We start from the raw sequence: 17,505 nt of genomic DNA, 5'->3' as shown, positions 1-17,505 counted from the left end.
ATTTATTATTGAGTTCGAAGACAGAATTGTGAAGCATATTAACTAAATTGCAGTTACACAGAATCTGTTACACCCTCGATAAGAAAGCTTGAAGCGAATACGGCTCAAATTCAGCTCAGAGTAAACTTGAACTCTACCAAAAAAAAGCGAACCAATCGGTTCGCTTTTTCTCTTTACCAGTAACCAAACTTAAATGAAGCCTGCTACCTCGATAATGGCGTCTCTGGCGATACTAATGCAAGGCGAATTGAAAGCTTTCGCGCGGAGTTGACTGGTGCCAATGAGCACTCACTCCTACATCAAACCCGCCCATATCAAATAGGGTTACTGCCGAAAGTAAGACAAAAAAGCCGCTGCTTTTCGCCGCGGAGTTGACTGGTGTCAATGAGCAGCGAAAAGCTTAAACTGAAGCCGTATTATCGAGGCCAAGTAGCCATTATCTTTACTCGTAATCAGATAAAGGCACGCAAGAACACATTAGATTACGATCCCCATAAACATCATCAATACGGTTAACCGTTGGCCAGAACTTATTCGCTTTAACCGCTGCTGATGGGAATACGGCCACTTCGCGGCTGTATGGACGTGAGTCAAACTCAGGATCCATAATGTCAGCCATGGTATGTGGTGCATTGTGCAGTGGGTTGTTATCGCTTGGCCACTGGCCTGCTTCGACTTTGGCAATCTCGCCACGAATAGCGATCATCGCTTCGATAAAGCGGTCTAGCTCTACTTTTGACTCTGACTCTGTTGGCTCAATCATTAACGTACCTGCTACAGGGAAGCTCATGGTTGGGGCGTGGAAGCCGTAGTCATTTAGACGCTTAGCAATGTCCATCTCAGTGACGCCAGATGCTTCTTTAAGTGGACGTAAATCGATAATGCACTCGTGGGCTACGCGGTCATTACGGCCAGTAAATAATACTGGGTAATGGGCCGACAGCTTCTTCATCACATAGTTAGCGTTAAGTAGCGCCATTTGGGTTGATTGCTTAACCCCTTTTGTGCCTAACAGCTTAATGTACATCCAGCTAATAGGTAGGATGCTAGCACTGCCGTATGGCGCGGCTGATACTGCGCCATTATGGTCGCTTTCGCGGCCTGGTTTGACAACTTTATGGCCTGCAACAAACGGCGCTAAATGCTTTTTAATGCCGATTGGGCCCATTCCTGGTCCGCCGCCGCCATGTGGAATAGCAAAGGTTTTGTGTAGGTTAAGGTGTGATACATCAGCGCCGATAAAGCCTGGTGATGTAAGACCTACTTGTGCGTTCATGTTAGCGCCATCAAGGTAAACTTGACCGCCATGTTGATGAACGATTTCACAGATTTCGCTGATTGATTCTTCATACACACCGTGGGTCGATGGGTAGGTGATCATAATGCACGATAAGTTATCAGCAAGCTCTGCCGCTTTCGCTTTTAAGTCTTCTAAATCAACGTTACCGTCTTTATCACAGGCTGTAACGACTACTTTCATGCCAGCAAGCTGGGCAGAAGCGGGGTTAGTACCGTGGGCAGATTGGGGGATTAAACAGATGTCTCTGTGCCCTTCGCTGCGTGACTCGTGATATTTCTTAATCGCTAACAGGCCAGCGTACTCGCCCTGCGCGCCAGAGTTTGGCTGAATACACACTTCGTCGTAGCCCGTAATGTTAACGAGAAAATCTGACAATTCGTTAATTAACTGAGTGTAACCTTGGGCTTGTTCAAGCGGGCAGAATGGGTGCATGTTGGCAAATTCAGGCCAGCTTACTGGTAGCATTTCAACGGCGGCGTTTAACTTCATGGTGCAAGAACCCAGCGAAATCATTGAGTGATTTAAGGCTAAATCTTTATTCTCAAGACGCTTGATGTAACGCATCATTTCAGTTTCGCTTTGGTAGCTACTAAATGTTGGGTGAGACAATATCTTGTCGTGACGGATGAGATGAGCAGGAATTGATCCCTCGCCTTCGCCAAAAGCAGCGCCGCCAATGATTTCAGCATCGAGTGTTGCTACATCTAGACCGTGGTCAGCACCTAAGATGACATCAAATAACTGAGCGATATCGTCACGGGTGGTGGTTTCGTCAAGGCTGATGCCGACGATACCGTCGTGGTCGATACGTAGGTTCATTTCAGCAGATAATGCACGTGCGTTAACCGCATCAACATCAAGGCCTGATAATGAAAGGGTGTCAAACCAAGTGCTGTTAACTAACTCAACGCCTTTGGCTTTTAGGCCGACGGCTAAGATGTCTGTTAAACGGTTAATACGGCTGGCGATATTTTTAAGGCCAACGGCGCCGTGGAATACCGCGTAAAACGACGCCATATTGGCTAATAAGATTTGCGCAGTACAAATGTTTGAGTTGGCTTTTTCGCGGCGGATATGTTGCTCACGAGTTTGCATCGCCATACGCAGGGCTTTATTACCGCGGGTATCTTTTGATACGCCAATAATACGACCTGGCATTGAACGTTTGTGTGCATCACGTGCAACGAAGAATGCCGCATGTGGTCCGCCGTAGCCCATTGGTACGCCAAAACGCTGAGCGCTACCAAATACGATATCTGCGCCCATTGAACCCGGTGACTTAAGCAGTACCAGTGACATGATGTCAGCAGCAACAGTCACAATCGCTTTCTTTTCAGCAAGCTTAGCGAACAGTTCAGTGTTGTCGGTGATTTCACCAAAACGGTTAGTGTACTGGAATAATGCGCCGAATAGCTCGTAGTTTGCGGCTTCGCTTGCTGGGCCAACGATAACTTCAAAACCAAAGCATTCTGCGCGAGTTTGCACTACGTCTAATGTTTGTGGGAATACGTCGTCTGCCACGAAAAAGATGTTGGCTTTTTTGGCTTTTGATACGCGCTTGGCCATGGCCATTGCTTCAGCGGCGGCGGTTGCTTCATCAAGTAATGATGCTGAGGCGAGATCAAGTCCAGTTAAGTCCATAGACACTTGTTGGAAGTTAAGAATGGCTTCTAAACGGCCTTGGGCGATTTCTGGCTGGTACGGGGTGTACGCTGTATACCAACCCGGATTTTCAAACACGTTTCGTAAAATGACATTGGGTACTTCTGTACCGTAATAGCCCATACCGATATAGCTTTTAAAGACTTTGTTTTTGTCAGCTATGCCGCGGATGTAAGCGGTGCCTTCTGCTTCGCCACATGAATCACCAATGGTCAATTCTTGCGGTAAACGAATTGAACCAGGCACTGTTTGTGCGGTTAAGTCTTCGAGCGATTCTGCGCCAACAAAATTCAACATTTCTTGCTGTTGAGTTTGGCTTGGGCCGATATGACGGCTTAAAAACAATTCGTGTTGCTCTAATTGAGTTAGGGTCTGCTTTGTCATGAGAAATCGTGTTCCAAATCTGCCAGTATTTTGCGGTAGGGCATCAATAGCTGGTCTAGGAAAAAAATGTTGTAATGCAATACTTATACGCGGGACGTAAGGATCGCTAATGCCTTTAAATATTTAAAGGTAAAACAAAAGAAGCTCCCAAGGGAGCTTCTAGTAGCGTCGACGATTATTCTTCGTCAATCACTTCTTGGTAACCGTCAGCGTCTAACAAGTTAGCCACTTCAGCTTCGTCTGAAGGCTGAACGCGGAAGAACCAACCTTCGCCAAATGCTTCGCTGTTTACTAGCTCTGGTGAGTCTTCTAATGCTTCGTTTACGGCAATTACTTCACCTGAAATCGGTGCATAGATGTCTGATGCAGCTTTTACTGATTCAGCTACGGCGCAATCTTCACCGGCTGTCACTGTGTCGCCAACTTCTGGTAATTCAACGAATACCATGTCACCTAATAGCTCTTGTGCATGCTCAGTGATACCGACAGTGTAAGTGCCGTCTTCTTCTTTGCGGATCCACTCATGAGATGATGCATATTTAAGTTCAGCTGGAATGTTGCTCATTGTCGTAATTCCTATATCTATAAATTTAAAGCGTAATCGTTAGTGTTATTTAAGTGCTGGCTAACAACCTCATTAGCAACACTTTTATTATTCAGTGACTTCAATACAAGCATTTATAACACTTTGGTTAGAATGCCTGTTTACCATTTCTGACAAAGCTTGGCGCTATTACTTTAACAGCTACGCGCTTTTTACGCATTTCCACTTCAGCGGTATCGCTAATGCCTTGGGGTACTCTTGCCATGGCAATTGAGTAGCCTAAGGTTGGCGAGAATGTGCCGCTAGTAATTGAGCCTTGGTGCTCTAGGCCGTCTGCATCAGTAAAGAATACTGGCATGCCGTGACGCAGTACGCCTTTTTGTTCCATGACTAGGCCAACTAATTTGTCAGGTCCAGCGGCTTTAATAGCCGTTAATGCTTCGCGGCCAATAAAGTCGCGCTCGCTTGGTTCCCATGCGATAGTCCAGCCCATGTTAGCGGCTAATGGGTTAACGGTTTCATCCATATCTAAACCATAAAGGTTCATGCCTGCTTCTAAACGCAGGGTGTCACGTGCGCCTAGTCCACAAGGCTGTACGCCTGCTTCGAGTAGTGCTTGCCATAAGTTTTCAGCCTCTGCTTCAGGTACGATAATTTCGTAGCCAACTTCACCGGTGTAACCCGTGGTAGCAATAAACAGTGAACCTGCTTGCACGCCAAAGAATGGCTTCATGCCTTCAACGGCGGCGTTTTGCTCAGCGCTGAATACAGTGGCGGCTTTGGCTTTAGCGTTAGGGCCTTGAACGGCAATCATCGCAAGTTCAGGGCGCTCAGTAATCGTCACCTCAAAGCCTGCAGATTGTTTTTCCATCCATGCTAAATCTTTTACCCGAGTTGCTGAGTTAACCACAACGCGGTAATGGGTATCGGTAAGATAATAAGTGATAAGGTCGTCAATTACGCCAGCATTGTCATCTAACATGCCGCTGTATAGCGCCTTGCCAGCAACTTTAAGCTTAGCAATATCATTTGCTAATAATTTGCGTAGAAATGCACAAGCATCGGTACCCGTCACATCAACCACTGTCATGTGTGATACATCGAACATACCTGCGTTTTGACGCACAGCGTTATGTTCTTCGATTTGTGAACCGTAGTTAAGTGGCATGTCCCAACCGTGGAAGTCTACCATCTTGCCATTTGATTCTAAGTGCTTGTTAAAGAGTACAGTTTTATTAGCCATTATTATCTCTTTTTTATGAACCTTCTGAGGGTAAAACTAATGAAGGTATTTTATAAATGCGCCAAAATTATACCCACAGGGTTAATTTTGTATAGTAGGAAATTTTCTAATCTGAGACTTTGTCATTAGTTTAGCTAATGCGACTATAGGCGTTTTAATATCTTTATTTACGCCAACTCGGCCCATCCCCTGATATATAAGGATTTTTAGGCCGAATTAGCTAAAAAATTTAATCTCGACAAAGCTTAGGAAGTTTCACTTTATTGCCTATAGCCTGTTTGATGAACACTGTTTTTAGTCCTGCGACATTATCAACTAGGTTTAAACCCAGATCTCTAAAGGCTTTTTTAACTGGATTGCTACCGGAAAATAGTCTTTTAAACCCTTCCATTGCGCTAATCATTTCAATGGCATCAGCTTTTCGCCAGCGCTCAAGGGCGCGAAGGTTGGCGTAATCACCGAGATCTTTACCCGCTTCATGTAACTCGCTAACGGTTTCGATAATACTGGCCGCATCTAAAAAGCCTAAGTTAACCCCCTGACCTGCTAACGGATGGATTGTATGGGCGGCGTCACCGGCTAAAATCAAACGATGACGGGCAAAATGACGGGCATAACGCATCCGTAATGGGTGCGATTGGCGCGAGCTGACCAGTTCACAAATGCCTAAACGACCATCTGATGCTGCGGTTAAGGCTTTTGAGAACTCATCACTTGATAGCGCTAATAATTCTTCTGCTTGCTGGGGCGATACTGACCACACGATTGAGCATAAATTGTCTTCATACAATGGCAATAAAGCTAATGGGCCATCGGCTAAAAACACTTGGCGGGCGGTAGCATCGTGGGGCTCACTGGTGCGAATAGTGGCGACAATGGCGTGATGACCATAATCCCAAAAGGTTAATGGGATTTGGCATTGGCTACGCACCCAAGAATTGGCGCCGTCAGCGGCAATCACTAGGGCGGCGCTTAAGTTGTCACCGTTATCTAGGGTAAGCCATGATTCACGCTCACCAAAGGCGATGCGTTCTAGTCGCTGACCTTCTAGGTGGGTGATGTTCGAGAGTTCAGCGGCGCGTTTTGCTAAGGCAAAGCTGATGGCTTGGTTTTCGATAATCGCCCCAAGGGATGGCTCGCTAATGCTGGCGGCATCAAAGGCAATTTTACCTAAACCGTCTTTGTCCCACACCGCCATTTTTGAATATGGGGTAGCGCGGGCGCTATCAATGTACTGCCAAGCACCTAAGTTGGTAAGTAGTCGCTCACTGGCTTTGTTAATGGCACTCACTCGAAGGCGTGGCTCACCTGACACAGCCTCTGTTTGGCCCGCATCAATCACCACCACGTTTAAGTTTGCCTCGGCTAAACCGATTGCCGTTGCCAAGCCAACCATACCACCGCCAACTATGGCTACATCATAGGTCTGAGTTTGAAACATGTTAATCCTTAATCTTCAATCGGTTTACTGAGATGCTTTATTACTGCACTTGCAATCTTTAGACGCTTTTCCAGCCCATGGCTTTATGGGCAATCGGCGCTTTAAGCGGCGGACACCATGACAATAATCTTAACCCTAAACTGCGCCCAGCCACTAGCGGCCAATACTGATTTGAGAAGCCACGCACTAAAAACTCAACATTGTTGATGGTGGCCATTCTATCTTGCTGTCTTGATGCAAAATAATGATGAATAAGCGAGTTGTGGCCAAGATCTAAACTTTCAATGCCTGCTTCAATACTTGTTTTAGTGCTGGTTTCAATGCTTGTTTTAACAGCATCGATTAATCCAACCACATCACGTAGACCTAGGTTAAAGCCTTGACCTGCAATGGGATGTAAAGTTTGCGCCGCATTGCCAATAAACACAGTGCGATGATAAATCGGTCTTGGCATGTAAGATAAGGTTAATGGATAACTGACCCGTAAGCCGACATCAGTAAAGCGCCCGGCGCGATTGCCAAAAGCCTGTTGCAACGCGGCTAAAAAGTCGGCTTTGTCACAGTGTTTAAACTGCTGGGCTTGCTCAGCATCTAGCGCCCACACTAATGACAGCCGAGTTTTACCATTTATTGGCGCCATGGGTAATAAGGCTAATGGGCCAGTGTCAGTGAAACGCTCATAGGCCCAACTATTGTGAGGTTTATCAGTTTGGACATTGGCCACCAGCGCCACTTGTTCAAATTCAACTTGAGTCACATCTTGTTTTAACGCTTGGCGCACTTTGGAGTGAGCACCATCTGCAGCCACTAACAACTTGCTGCGAATTTGCTGGCCGTTATCAAGGGTTATCGTGTGACCATCCATATCGGTTTCAAGCTGAGTTAGGCTTGCTGGGCAGTGCAATTTAATATCCGCTTGTTGAAGTTGATCAAACAAGACTTTACCGACTTTCGCTAGCTCAACCACTTGCCCCATTGATGGCAGGCCAAATTGCTCAGCGTTAAGCTCGGTCATGCCAAAGTGACCGCGATCTGAGATATGAATATTTTCAATATCGCTGCCAAGGCTGGCGATACTTGGCCAGATCCCTAACTGAGTTAACTCAAATACTGAGCCATGGGCAATGGCGATTGAACGCGAGTCAAACCCTGGGTGATTATCATCAGTTTTTTGCGCTTCAATTAAGGCGATAGATAAAGGACGGTTTAAAAGACCTGCATGTTTAGCGGATAATTTTTCTGATAATTTTGCTAAACCCAGCGCTAAACTGGCACCAGCCATAGCGCCGCCAACAATAGTGATATCCACCTGTTGTGGTGGCTGTGGTAATTGGGCACTTGCCTGTTTGCTATCTGTCTTCGCGTTTAACTCAGTCATAAAGCCTGTTCTTATTGTTTTTGTTAATTATGATATGAATTGAATATTGTTATGATGGTATTGCTATTGGCCATGTAGCTAGTTCAGCTCTGGTTCGTGTTCTGGCTGAGCTCAAGTATCTGTGATGCCAGAGGACTTTTCACCCCGAGCCAACACGGCCCAAGGCGAAAGCTACATTCTAATTAGTGCAGCGGCGCTAATGGGGATTCTTCATCTAATGGCATTTCAGGGCCAAACTCTGAGTAACATAAAATAGCCGCCATTCTGACAAACTCGTGCAACTCGATAAATGCAGCTTCTGATTCATCATCATCGCTGACATCAAATTCCACTTGAGCAATAGCGCCTAAATCTTGGATAATTTCGCGCACATCAGTTGATGCGCCGTTAAGCTTTGGCTGAATAAGCGCAATAGCGGTTAAGTAGCTTTGTACCCATAGGGCTAAGCACTCTAAGCGCAAGCTGAGTAGCTCTTCTTCTTCTGGTAATAACGGCGTAAAACCAAATTCAGCATCGCTTAAGCGAGTTGCTGTGTCTTGGAATAATTCGTTAATAAGTTGTTGCAGTTCAGTGCTGACTGCTTGACCGTCATTCATCAATTCAAGTAATGGCTTTTGCCAAGCTAATTTTGCTTGATCTACCCCACCACAAATTAAACCAACTAATGCGCCATGCACCTCAACAGGATGCTGACCAATTTCAGCTGAATCTAACGCTTGTTTTAGTTTTTCAATACATAAAGAAGGAGGGGTTGCCATGATATTGTTCCAGTTATATTCGATCAGATGCAATGCTAGCAGAGTTAATAACTGCCACCAAATTGTTCATTGCGATTTGCTAAGTATAATAGCAAATTGACCAAAGCTTCACTAACCCCGCCGCTATAAAGCTAAAGCTGATATTAACTGTCTTGTCTATAACGCAATCAACTAAGCGTTTTGCACCAAAGCGAGTATTCTTAAACGGTAAACTGTTCGATGCCATTAATTTGTAAAAATAGAAATGACGATTGTAACGCCTATTGCAATGACGGCTTGTATTAGCCTTGAGCTAGGCGCTTAACGAGTTATCCTGCCTGACGTGTAGGGAACGTGTAGAGAGTTTAGCCATAATTATGCTTTAAGATTAATTATGCTCAGACAACAAGCAAATAATCGTAAAGGCGGCGAGTTACCTTGCACTTTTAATAGTAGCGCTATATAGTCCGCAAATAGACTAATACCGTTATCAACTGTGGTAAAAGCGTAATGCTAAGGCGTTATCGCGAGGTAAGTCGTTAACCTGCTACAATTTTTATTTTTCGACAAATAAGGATCTTCAGCGAAGCATGAGTAATAGTGCTATTGATATCTCCCTGTTAGGGCGCACCTACTCGATTAATTGTCCTAAGGGACAAGAGGATGCTTTGCGTGCGATTGCCAAGGGTGTCGAGCAGCAGCTTTCTACATTAAAAACACGTACCAACAATTTGAGTCGCGAAGAATTAGCCATTATGGCCGCGTTAAATATTGGTCATGAGTTGTATGAAGAGCAGCAAAAAAATCAGCAGTATATGGCGCAAATGGATGAGCGTATCTCGTTATTACAATCAACGTTAGAAAACTCGTTGCTTGAACGAACCACCAAGAAAGGTTAACAATTTTAGAATTATGTACTGCCGCTAGTAATGGCTAACGGTACCTGGTTCAACCCTGTTTTGCTCCCTGGGATATTCGCTTGTAGGTTATGTCCCTGTGCCGATATTTACAAACCCAGGGTGAATGCTTTCATTGACATTGCGTATGCTCGGCTCGTATCGAGAAACCTTAGGATATGAACATTTTCCCGCCTTGAACCTACGGTTCAAGGGCTGCACCGACGGTCGGTATTCTGGGGAGCAATTTAATTTAAAACAAACCACCTCAATGGTGGTTTTTTTATGGCCAAAATTAGCGCTTAGCTACTCACCCGCCAAGCCCTTAATCATCCAAGCAATTAACCATCCAAGCCCTTAATCGTCCAAGCCCTTAACCATCCAAGCCCTTAATCGTCCAAGCCCTTAACCATCCAAGCCCTTAACCATCCAAGCCCTTAACCATCCAAGACCTTAATCGTCCAAGCCCTTAACCATCCAAGACCTTAGCCATCCAAGCCCTTAATCGTCCAAGCCCTTAACCATCCAAGCCCTTAATCGTCCAAGCCCTTAACCATCCAAGACCTTAACCATCCAAGACCTTAACCATCCAAGACCTTAGCCATCCAAGACCTTAATCGTCCAAGCCCTTAACCATCCAAGCCCTTAATCGTCCAAGCCCTTAACCATCCAAGCCCTTAATCGTCCAAGACCTTAACCATCCAAGCCCTTCTCAATCACAAGCTCGATATTTTGGCAAAGTCACTCATTGTTAAACAACATCTTCACGGTGTTTTTTATGGCTAAAACTTATAATGGGTTGTCAATCATTCGCCAAACAGGCCCTAACGGTCCTACAAAAAATGTATCAAAACCAACTAAAGCCTCAGTAAAGTGAATCAAAAACTTCTTTGGGGCTGACACACTTGTTAAAGTTATGGTTATTATTGTCTTAACCTTTAGATTACGGTATAAAATAGCAAAATTAGCCAATTTATATAATGAGTTATGCCAAGCCGCCAGTTAAGTACCCTACTACTTTATTCTATTCTTTTTAGCTCATTTTTCATTCTTTCAGCTTGTAAATCGACTCCAGAGCCAGTGAAAACTGTGCATGTCACCCCTAAAAAACTGAGCCACTTGCCCTATGATGCTGCAACTCACGGCAAAGATATTGTCGATACTCAATTGGCCTTAGGCGATCGTAATTTATATCTTGCCAGTAACGGCAATATTAAGATGCTATCAAAAGCGCAATGCCAAATTGATATTTCAGCCCATCGTGGTGATTTTCGCCAGCCTGAAAGCAGTTACAATGCAATTTCTGCCGCACTTAACGATAACTTCAACAGTGTTGAAATTGATGTCATGTTGCTGGGCGATGGCACTTGGGTAAATCACCATGACAGCCAAACTGGCCGCGCCACTGTGCATTACACCGGTGAGCGTTTCAAACTGGAGCGCATGAACCTTAAAGAGTTTAAACGGCTAAAACTGCGGGACAAGCATAATAACAATCTACTCAATGAGCGGCCGATCACCGCTAAAGAGTCCTTTAAAATATTCGCCGCCCAGCGACTGCCAAATCAAAAATTAAATGTAGAAATAAAGTCAAAAGCCAATGGCCAAAAATTGCTTGAGCTAGATAATATGCTCAGAAAGTACGTCGGCCACGAAGGCTATTACTTCTCATCGTCTGAGCAAGATACCTTAGTGAAATTGCGAGGCATAAACCCTATTGTTTACTTGGGCTTTGTCCAAGGTGGTCACCCTACCAGCATTGATATCTTGCGCAGCGACTTACGCAAAGGCGCAAGTAACGATGCTTACTATCTAGAAAATCACACTAATATTGAGCGCGCTAGCAATTATGGTACCAAACGATATCGCTCCCGTTATCAAGATCACACCAGCACTGATGCACTCAAAAAGCTAAGAGCAAAACTGGGTTACAACTCAGGGATCCACCTTGATATTCGCAGCTACATGCAAAACTCTGGGGTAAAACAACGCGCTCAGCGACTAGGAATGAAAGTGTATAGCTATTCACTTAATGGCACGGATTATCATCAGTCACAGTTGCTCAAACTGAGTAAAAATAATCTGCCTGATGGTGTCATTGTCGATGCCACGCCTTACAAGATCTGTCAGCAGTTGTTTAATGCCGCCGTGCCAGCGCAGCGCTATCAAGCAGTGACAGATTTAGGTCAATACATTGTCTCACTGCCAGTAGATGCTGACTTTGATCGCTTTAAAGAAATGCTCGGCTACCAGCATGAAGGTTACTATTTATCATTAACCTCCGGCCTTAAATCCATCTATAGCGCGAAAGCTAAAGTGGTGCCAGCCAGCACGCCTACGCCGTTATTGGAGCATGGTTTTCCCACTATCACCGATGAAAAAATTGATACCCATACAGGTGACAGCATCATCTTAACCTTGCCAAGCAGCAATGCTAAATAACTGAAACGAGAACTAGAACTAGAACTAGAACTAGACCGATAACAACAATGATTAATAACAATGACCAATAACAATCATAGCCCCTTTGCTACCGATCTACTCAATAGCGCCCCGACACAACAAAAAATGCAAGCGGCTGAGCAAGCGTTAAATAAGGTTAAATCAAAGCAGCATTCAGCGCAGGCTAAAGCCAAGCATCAGCAGCAACGTGAAGCGCAAATAACCCAAATGGGCAAACCCTTTTGGTGGATGCTACTGATGTTCATTTGCTCAGTGGTGTATTTATTTCCTGAAGCCGTTTTTAATGCCGCCTTAACCGATGTCGCCGGTGGCCGTAATGCCAGCGAAGATGAATTGCACGCCATTGAGTTATTTGGTCGCACCATCAGTGGTATAGGGGTGACGCTGCTGCTAGCAGACTTATTACTAAAGGGCCGCCGCGTTGCCAAAGTGTCGCGGGCATTGGGGTATTTTGCACTGATTGCACTGATAGTGTGGCCAACAGTTTTCTTTGGTCAAAAGTGGTTAGTGGATCATTTTATTATTGATACATCAAGCCCACAGGAGCGCCAACAAGCTTACTTATCACAGGTTCTACGCAGCGCGCTTATTGAAAAGTCTATTCAATTTGAAGGGATCCATTACGATCCCGATAGTGAACATAACGCCACCGAAAAAACCTTTCTGTCTGTATTTGGTGGCCTTGTGTATGCCGATGATAAGCTGGTCGATGATTTAGAGCAGCAAAAACGGGCCATCATGGAAAAATTTGTCCGTGACCGCGCCATGTCGAATTTCGATCTGCACTATAGTGACTACGATAGTTTTCGCCTGCGCCTACAAGATAGCTATAAAGAGTACGCTCAAGGTTCTAATGATTACAACCAAGCACTGGCCAGCTCGCCAGAGCGTTCCAATGAATATTGGCTAGACACCCAAAACCAAGTTAAACAAGGTTGGGAAAAATACCAAAAAGGGACTGATGCTTACGAAGCCCGCGTGGAGTCCCGTGCCCAACAAATAGCCCCAAAGGTGTATGACTATTTTGAGCGTCGTAATAAATGCGCCGACATGAAAAAAGGCAGCAGTCGCGATCGCTGTTTCGAGCGTTTACAAACCGGTTATGACCAAGAAATCGCCAAATACGGTATTGGCTATATTCCCCCTGATGATTGGCTAAAGCGAGAAGAGATTTCGACCTCGGAAAATGTCGGTAATTCAATTATTAGCGGGGTAATGACCTTAGGCCTATTTACCGCAATGCAAGCCGTTGATGCTGCTATGGGCGGCGATGCCGGTTTTAAAGATCATAGAATGATATTCACTAACGATGTAAATCATTACAAAAGCGTGCTGATGGTAAAAATGGAGCCAGATTTTGTCAAAGAATCTGGCGGTTATCCATTAGGGATATCAAGCATACATGAGTTCAGGCACCATGAAATAACCAGTGCTAAAGTCAACGCCAGATTAAAACAAAAAGGCCTAATGTTACCAAGCACTTGGGTTATGGCTGACAGAGTGAGTTTTGATAATGCTGTCAGTAAAAAAGTGCGCCAACAAGCGGATGCCAAATGGCGTGCAGCCATGAAGAAGCAAGGCAATGATATGCCGCCTAATTTAAGCTGGCAGCAGTTTCAGCAACAGGGCGATATTCAGCGCCGCATAGCAGCTAAAATGGCAGAGCTGTATGTGAACCCAACCCTTGCTGATTGGAATAATCGTGAGTTTAAGCAGCGCATCATTGAGCCTAATATTCAGCGCAAAACCACCGAGTATCTTAATGTACTTGAAGCTCAGCAAGCTGAGTTTGCTGACGGCGGCGCATTTGAATCAAGCGGTAAGTCAGCCCTAAGAGCAACGATTATTCCGCCTATTTCCATGTCAATTAGCTTGGCGTTGGTGTTGCTAACCGTGTTAAAGCTACCCATGAAAGCATTTGAGTTAGTACAAGCAAAGCGCACCTCAAACGCCGAGGCCCGCCCAACAAAGCCCTATGTAAAACCGGCTATTTCAGCGGGGATATTAGTGGCTATTTTTGTGGTGCCACTGTCGCTAGGCGGTAATCATTACACCGCTAATGGCTCAGCGCTGCACTACTTTTTTGAGCAAATGAAAAAAAATGACTCTGCCAGCATTTCTTATGCGCTTAAGTGGCTATTGGTCACTCAGCCTATGGTGCAACCAATTGGCACAGCCATTGATCAAAGCCTGTTTATCACCCAGGGATTTGATGCCATCAGTGAGCCAATTCACCGCTTTGATCAAGCGATTATGTCGCCATTAACTGTCACAAAAAAAACATCGCAGTCAGCGCAAGCACATGCGCCGCTTTTACCTTTAACCATTAAAACCAATGTTAACAATGCCAAGGTGGCAGTGATGAATATAAAGCCCAAATACCAAGCGGGAATGAAACTGCCTGCCGGTGGTTACGACATTAAAGTCAGCGCTCCAGGCCATAACTCGGTGCGGCAGTGGGTCTACCTCAAAAATGATGAGACCACTTTCAACATTAAGCTTTAACAGCATAGTTAAGGTTAACTGATAACATAATTTTTAGTCTTTCACGCATTGATTAACAGGACATATTACGTGAGTAAATTAGAACAATTTCAAGATTTTATCCGCTCAAACGGTAAAGAGCTAACGGGGGTAAATGTCCCTGTGGTATTAAGTGATGAAAGCGCCAAAACCACCAATGTTAAATTTCATTTTGGTTGGACAATTGAAATTGGGGTAACCAAACACGAACACGGTGGCTATTGTCCATCAGGCATACAGTCAGGAAGCTCATCGCAAGCGTGTGATTGTGCCCACAATAAAGCCAAAGAGTATGTCAGTGGTCAAAATGGATTTTTTAATGAGACCTTTAAAAAAATCTTAACCGCTGATGTCGCCAAAAACTTTATCATTAAAGATACCAATCTAGGTTCAGCACCTGATAGTTATGTGGGTGAAGATATTTGCCATATCTGTAATGGCCGCGGCAAATGTTCATGCTCATCGTGTAATGGCAATGGCTCAACATCATGTACATCTTGTAGCGGCAGCGGCCGTCATCATGTGACTAGGCAAGATCACAATAACCGCACCGTTTACACCACAGAGTCGTGTTCATCATGTTATGGCAGCGGGACAAAAACCTGTTACACCTGTAATGGCTCAGGTCAAGTCACCTGTAAAACTTGTGATGGCGGCGGATATTTATATTACAGCTACACCATTGATGGCGATGCAAAACGATCAACTAAATGGTTTATCAACAGCCCCGATTATCACCAGTGGATAACAGATTACGTTACCAATGCGGGCTTTAATATTATTAACAACATCAGTGACGTGAATGAAATTGACGTTACTGAAGCCCTAAATGGCTGTACGTTCATCTATGGTTTTACTGCCAACCTACCGACCCTACAATATACCGCGACCATAGATAACACCGATACCACCCTGTGCTTTGCAGGTACCAACAATGTGACTCACAATGCCGGTGGCGTATATGACCCAGCAGTGTGGAAAAATGCCAAAAAGTTAGCCGCCGGAGACAAAGACGATGATAAGAAAGCCTTAGCGATTCCGGCCATTAAAAATATTATTGAAGCCCATGAAACCAAAACAAAAATTGCCTTACTGACTGAAAACTGGGTATCAAAAGATATCAAAGAGGCGGTCATCAGCAACTACCAAAGCTTGGTATCTCAACTTAAAAAAGATAACAATCAGGGTTTTGCATGGCAGTTGGTCAAAGGCGTTGTCAATTGGGGACTAATTTTAGCTATGGTAGCTATGTGTTTTGCCATGCTAGCACCTGAAATGATTTATGATGCTGAGTATCGCTCGGGGCTGCTAAGTCATTATCAATTTTTTATTGATCTACTGTTAGCGAGATTCGGCCTTTATGGACTCCCCACTTGGTCAAACTACCCTATCGTCCTTGCATGGTTTTGGGGATTATATGTCGCTATTCCTAAACTGTATTGGAAGCAAATTAGTCAGCCCAAACGGCTAGGGTTAACTGTACTTTCTGGCTATGTAGTATCGTACTTTTTACTGAACCTTGTTGCTATCCTGTTCACCCTTAGCCATTACCCTTTGCTCCCCACCAACATGTTAGTGGGTGGCGGGTTACTGCTGAGTTTATATTTGGTTTTTGCGGGCTTTTTTGGGCCTAAAAAGTGGTACTTCAAAATACTGGCAGGTTTGGCTGCTGTAGCTGGCGTCGCAGCGCTCCAATTCGGCTTAGAAACCGTAAGCTCTCGAGTGCAATTTATACCAGAGCACTATTCGAATTACTCGCGATACTTAGGCGCTGCACTGGATCCGGCTATTCAATATATGCCGTTTATTTATATTGAGATAGCAGTATTAGCGGTTGCAACAGGGATTATCACCACCCGCAGACGATTCTGGATAAAGGCCAAAACCGCAGTATCTGAATACGACTGCGCCGTATTGCTTAAATCTTTAAAGCTGGACAAATAACTATCCATAAAGCGACTGGCTGGGGGATATTTTAGCCAGTCGCCCTTTTAAAATACCCTCGAACGCAGTACTCTAACCTTAATAGACATGGCAAGTATGGAGTACCGCCAATAATGAGTATGACCCGCTTAATGACCAATGCCATTTCGGTCGAACCTTCACCAGCTCGCACTCCAACTATCAATATTACTTATTTCTCTTCTATCAATAAGTCTGCAAATACCATAACGCAAAGCAATAAACACCATATTGGTGCGCATCAAACCCTGAGTATTGTGGCAGATGATAATCAACATCTTGATATTGATAACCTGAGCCATCAAGACCAAGGTTTTGAATTGAGCGATCAAGAACGTTACGCCTTATTTGATAGCCAAGGCATGAACCGTGACTTTATTCGCCGGCATATTCGTCAAGAACGTAAAAGTTATACCCAAGCAGAACAGCACCAGCTTTCGTTAATTGCCTGCCGCCATATGCTGGCAGAAATACAGCAAAAAAATGCCCAAACAGTGGCTCTGTACATCAGCCATGACGGAGAACTGGCAACACAAAAATTAATAGAAGCCCTTTGGCACATCGGGGTAAAAACCTACTTACCTCGCATTCACCCATTTAGCAAAGGTAACTTGTTGTTTTTGCATTACCATGCCGAATCAAAAATGGTATTCAATCAATATGGTATCGCTGAGCCTGCGTTGTCGGTGCAAGATATTATCCCAGTAAACAAACTGGATATGATTGTCACTCCACTGGTTGCGTTTGATGACAAGGGCAATCGCATGGGCATGGGCGGTGGCTATTACGATCGCACTTTGTGCCAAGTGATTGATGGGAAACCATTAGCAGTGGGCTTTGCCCACGACTGCCAGCAAGTGAGCCAACTCCCAGTAGAATATTGGGATGTGCCGCTACCAATAATTATCACCCCTACAAGGCGCATATCCTATATATAAACCATTAATATGTCAGCAATTAACATGCAAAAAA

The 17,505-nt window shown here is 44.6% G+C and carries 11 protein-coding genes and 1 other RNA gene; 6 read left to right on the top strand and 6 right to left on the bottom strand.

Translation table 11 applies throughout. The features are described from left to right. Positions 1–442 precede the first annotated feature (442 nt). From gcvP to Q4557_RS01845, 6 genes are all read right to left on the bottom strand, one after another. A complete protein-coding gene (gene gcvP / locus Q4557_RS01870; RefSeq protein WP_303410348.1) occupies positions 443–3,346 on the bottom strand; it encodes an aminomethyl-transferring glycine dehydrogenase in 2,904 nt (967 codons plus the stop codon). Between the two features lie 175 nt (positions 3,347–3,521). After that, positions 3,522–3,911, bottom strand: a complete 390-nt coding sequence (gcvH, locus tag Q4557_RS01865; protein WP_076539644.1) for a glycine cleavage system protein GcvH — start codon at positions 3,909–3,911, stop codon at positions 3,522–3,524. Between the two features lie 127 nt (positions 3,912–4,038). Beyond that, positions 4,039–5,133, bottom strand: coding sequence for a glycine cleavage system aminomethyltransferase GcvT (gene gcvT / locus Q4557_RS01860; RefSeq protein WP_303410347.1), 1,095 nt, complete (start codon positions 5,131–5,133; stop codon positions 4,039–4,041). Between the two features lie 229 nt (positions 5,134–5,362). Then, positions 5,363–6,574: an FAD-dependent oxidoreductase gene (locus Q4557_RS01855; RefSeq protein ID WP_102435702.1), complete on the bottom strand. Its 1,212-nt coding sequence runs from the start codon at positions 6,572–6,574 to the stop codon at positions 5,363–5,365. A gap of 58 nt (positions 6,575–6,632) precedes the next feature. Beyond that, positions 6,633–7,952: a 2-octaprenyl-6-methoxyphenyl hydroxylase gene (gene ubiH / locus Q4557_RS01850; protein ID WP_303410346.1), complete on the bottom strand. Its 1,320-nt coding sequence runs from the start codon at positions 7,950–7,952 to the stop codon at positions 6,633–6,635. A gap of 182 nt (positions 7,953–8,134) precedes the next feature. Then, positions 8,135–8,710 carry a UPF0149 family protein gene (locus Q4557_RS01845; RefSeq protein WP_102435706.1) on the bottom strand — a complete coding sequence of 192 codons (576 nt, stop codon included), beginning with the start codon at positions 8,708–8,710 and terminating at the stop codon, positions 8,135–8,137. A gap of 569 nt (positions 8,711–9,279) precedes the next feature. Between Q4557_RS01845 and zapA the strand changes: the two genes are divergently transcribed. From zapA to Q4557_RS01815, 6 genes are all read left to right on the top strand, one after another. After that, positions 9,280–9,588: a cell division protein ZapA gene (gene zapA / locus Q4557_RS01840; RefSeq protein WP_076539654.1), complete on the top strand. Its 309-nt coding sequence runs from the start codon at positions 9,280–9,282 to the stop codon at positions 9,586–9,588. 61 nt (positions 9,589–9,649) lie between these two features. Next, positions 9,650–9,832: non-coding RNA, 6S RNA (ssrS, locus tag Q4557_RS01835), on the top strand. A gap of 740 nt (positions 9,833–10,572) precedes the next feature. Then, positions 10,573–12,027, top strand: a complete 1,455-nt coding sequence (locus tag Q4557_RS01830; RefSeq protein WP_102438477.1) for a glycerophosphodiester phosphodiesterase family protein — start codon at positions 10,573–10,575, stop codon at positions 12,025–12,027. A 60-nt stretch (positions 12,028–12,087) separates the two neighbouring features. Next, positions 12,088–14,553: a hypothetical protein gene (locus Q4557_RS01825; RefSeq protein ID WP_303410340.1), complete on the top strand. Its 2,466-nt coding sequence runs from the start codon at positions 12,088–12,090 to the stop codon at positions 14,551–14,553. Between the two features lie 69 nt (positions 14,554–14,622). Next, positions 14,623–16,515 (top strand): hypothetical protein, encoded by a 1,893-nt coding sequence (locus Q4557_RS01820; RefSeq protein ID WP_303410338.1) that lies wholly within the window; start codon positions 14,623–14,625, stop codon positions 16,513–16,515. A 113-nt stretch (positions 16,516–16,628) separates the two neighbouring features. Continuing rightward, a complete protein-coding gene (locus Q4557_RS01815; RefSeq protein WP_241904091.1) occupies positions 16,629–17,471 on the top strand; it encodes a 5-formyltetrahydrofolate cyclo-ligase in 843 nt (280 codons plus the stop codon). Positions 17,472–17,505 lie beyond the last annotated feature (34 nt).

The sequence above is a fragment of the Shewanella sp. 5_MG-2023 genome (genome assembly GCF_030547465.1).
GTDB lineage: Bacteria > Pseudomonadota > Gammaproteobacteria > Enterobacterales > Shewanellaceae > Shewanella.
Note: the sequence above shows the minus strand (reverse complement) of the source record. Positions and strands in the feature narration are given on the sequence as shown.

Bases quoted from the DNA above. Each gene is read 5' to 3' on its own strand.
- gcvT (WP_303410347.1), bottom strand. From the start codon at position 5,133: ATGGCTAATAAAACTGTACTCTTTAACAAGCACTTAGAATCAAATGGC.
- zapA (WP_076539654.1), top strand. From the start codon at position 9,280: ATGAGTAATAGTGCTATTGATATCTCCCTGTTAGGGCGCACCTACTCG.
- Q4557_RS01830 (WP_102438477.1), top strand. From the start codon at position 10,573: ATGCCAAGCCGCCAGTTAAGTACCCTACTACTTTATTCTATTCTTTTT.
- gcvH (WP_076539644.1), bottom strand. From the start codon at position 3,911: ATGAGCAACATTCCAGCTGAACTTAAATATGCATCATCTCATGAGTGG.
- ubiH (WP_303410346.1), bottom strand. From the start codon at position 7,952: ATGACTGAGTTAAACGCGAAGACAGATAGCAAACAGGCAAGTGCCCAA.
- Q4557_RS01815 (WP_241904091.1), top strand. From the start codon at position 16,629: ATGAGTATGACCCGCTTAATGACCAATGCCATTTCGGTCGAACCTTCA.
- Q4557_RS01855 (WP_102435702.1), bottom strand. From the start codon at position 6,574: ATGTTTCAAACTCAGACCTATGATGTAGCCATAGTTGGCGGTGGTATG.
- gcvP (WP_303410348.1), bottom strand. From the start codon at position 3,346: ATGACAAAGCAGACCCTAACTCAATTAGAGCAACACGAATTGTTTTTA.
- Q4557_RS01845 (WP_102435706.1), bottom strand. From the start codon at position 8,710: ATGGCAACCCCTCCTTCTTTATGTATTGAAAAACTAAAACAAGCGTTA.
- Q4557_RS01825 (WP_303410340.1), top strand. From the start codon at position 12,088: ATGACCAATAACAATCATAGCCCCTTTGCTACCGATCTACTCAATAGC.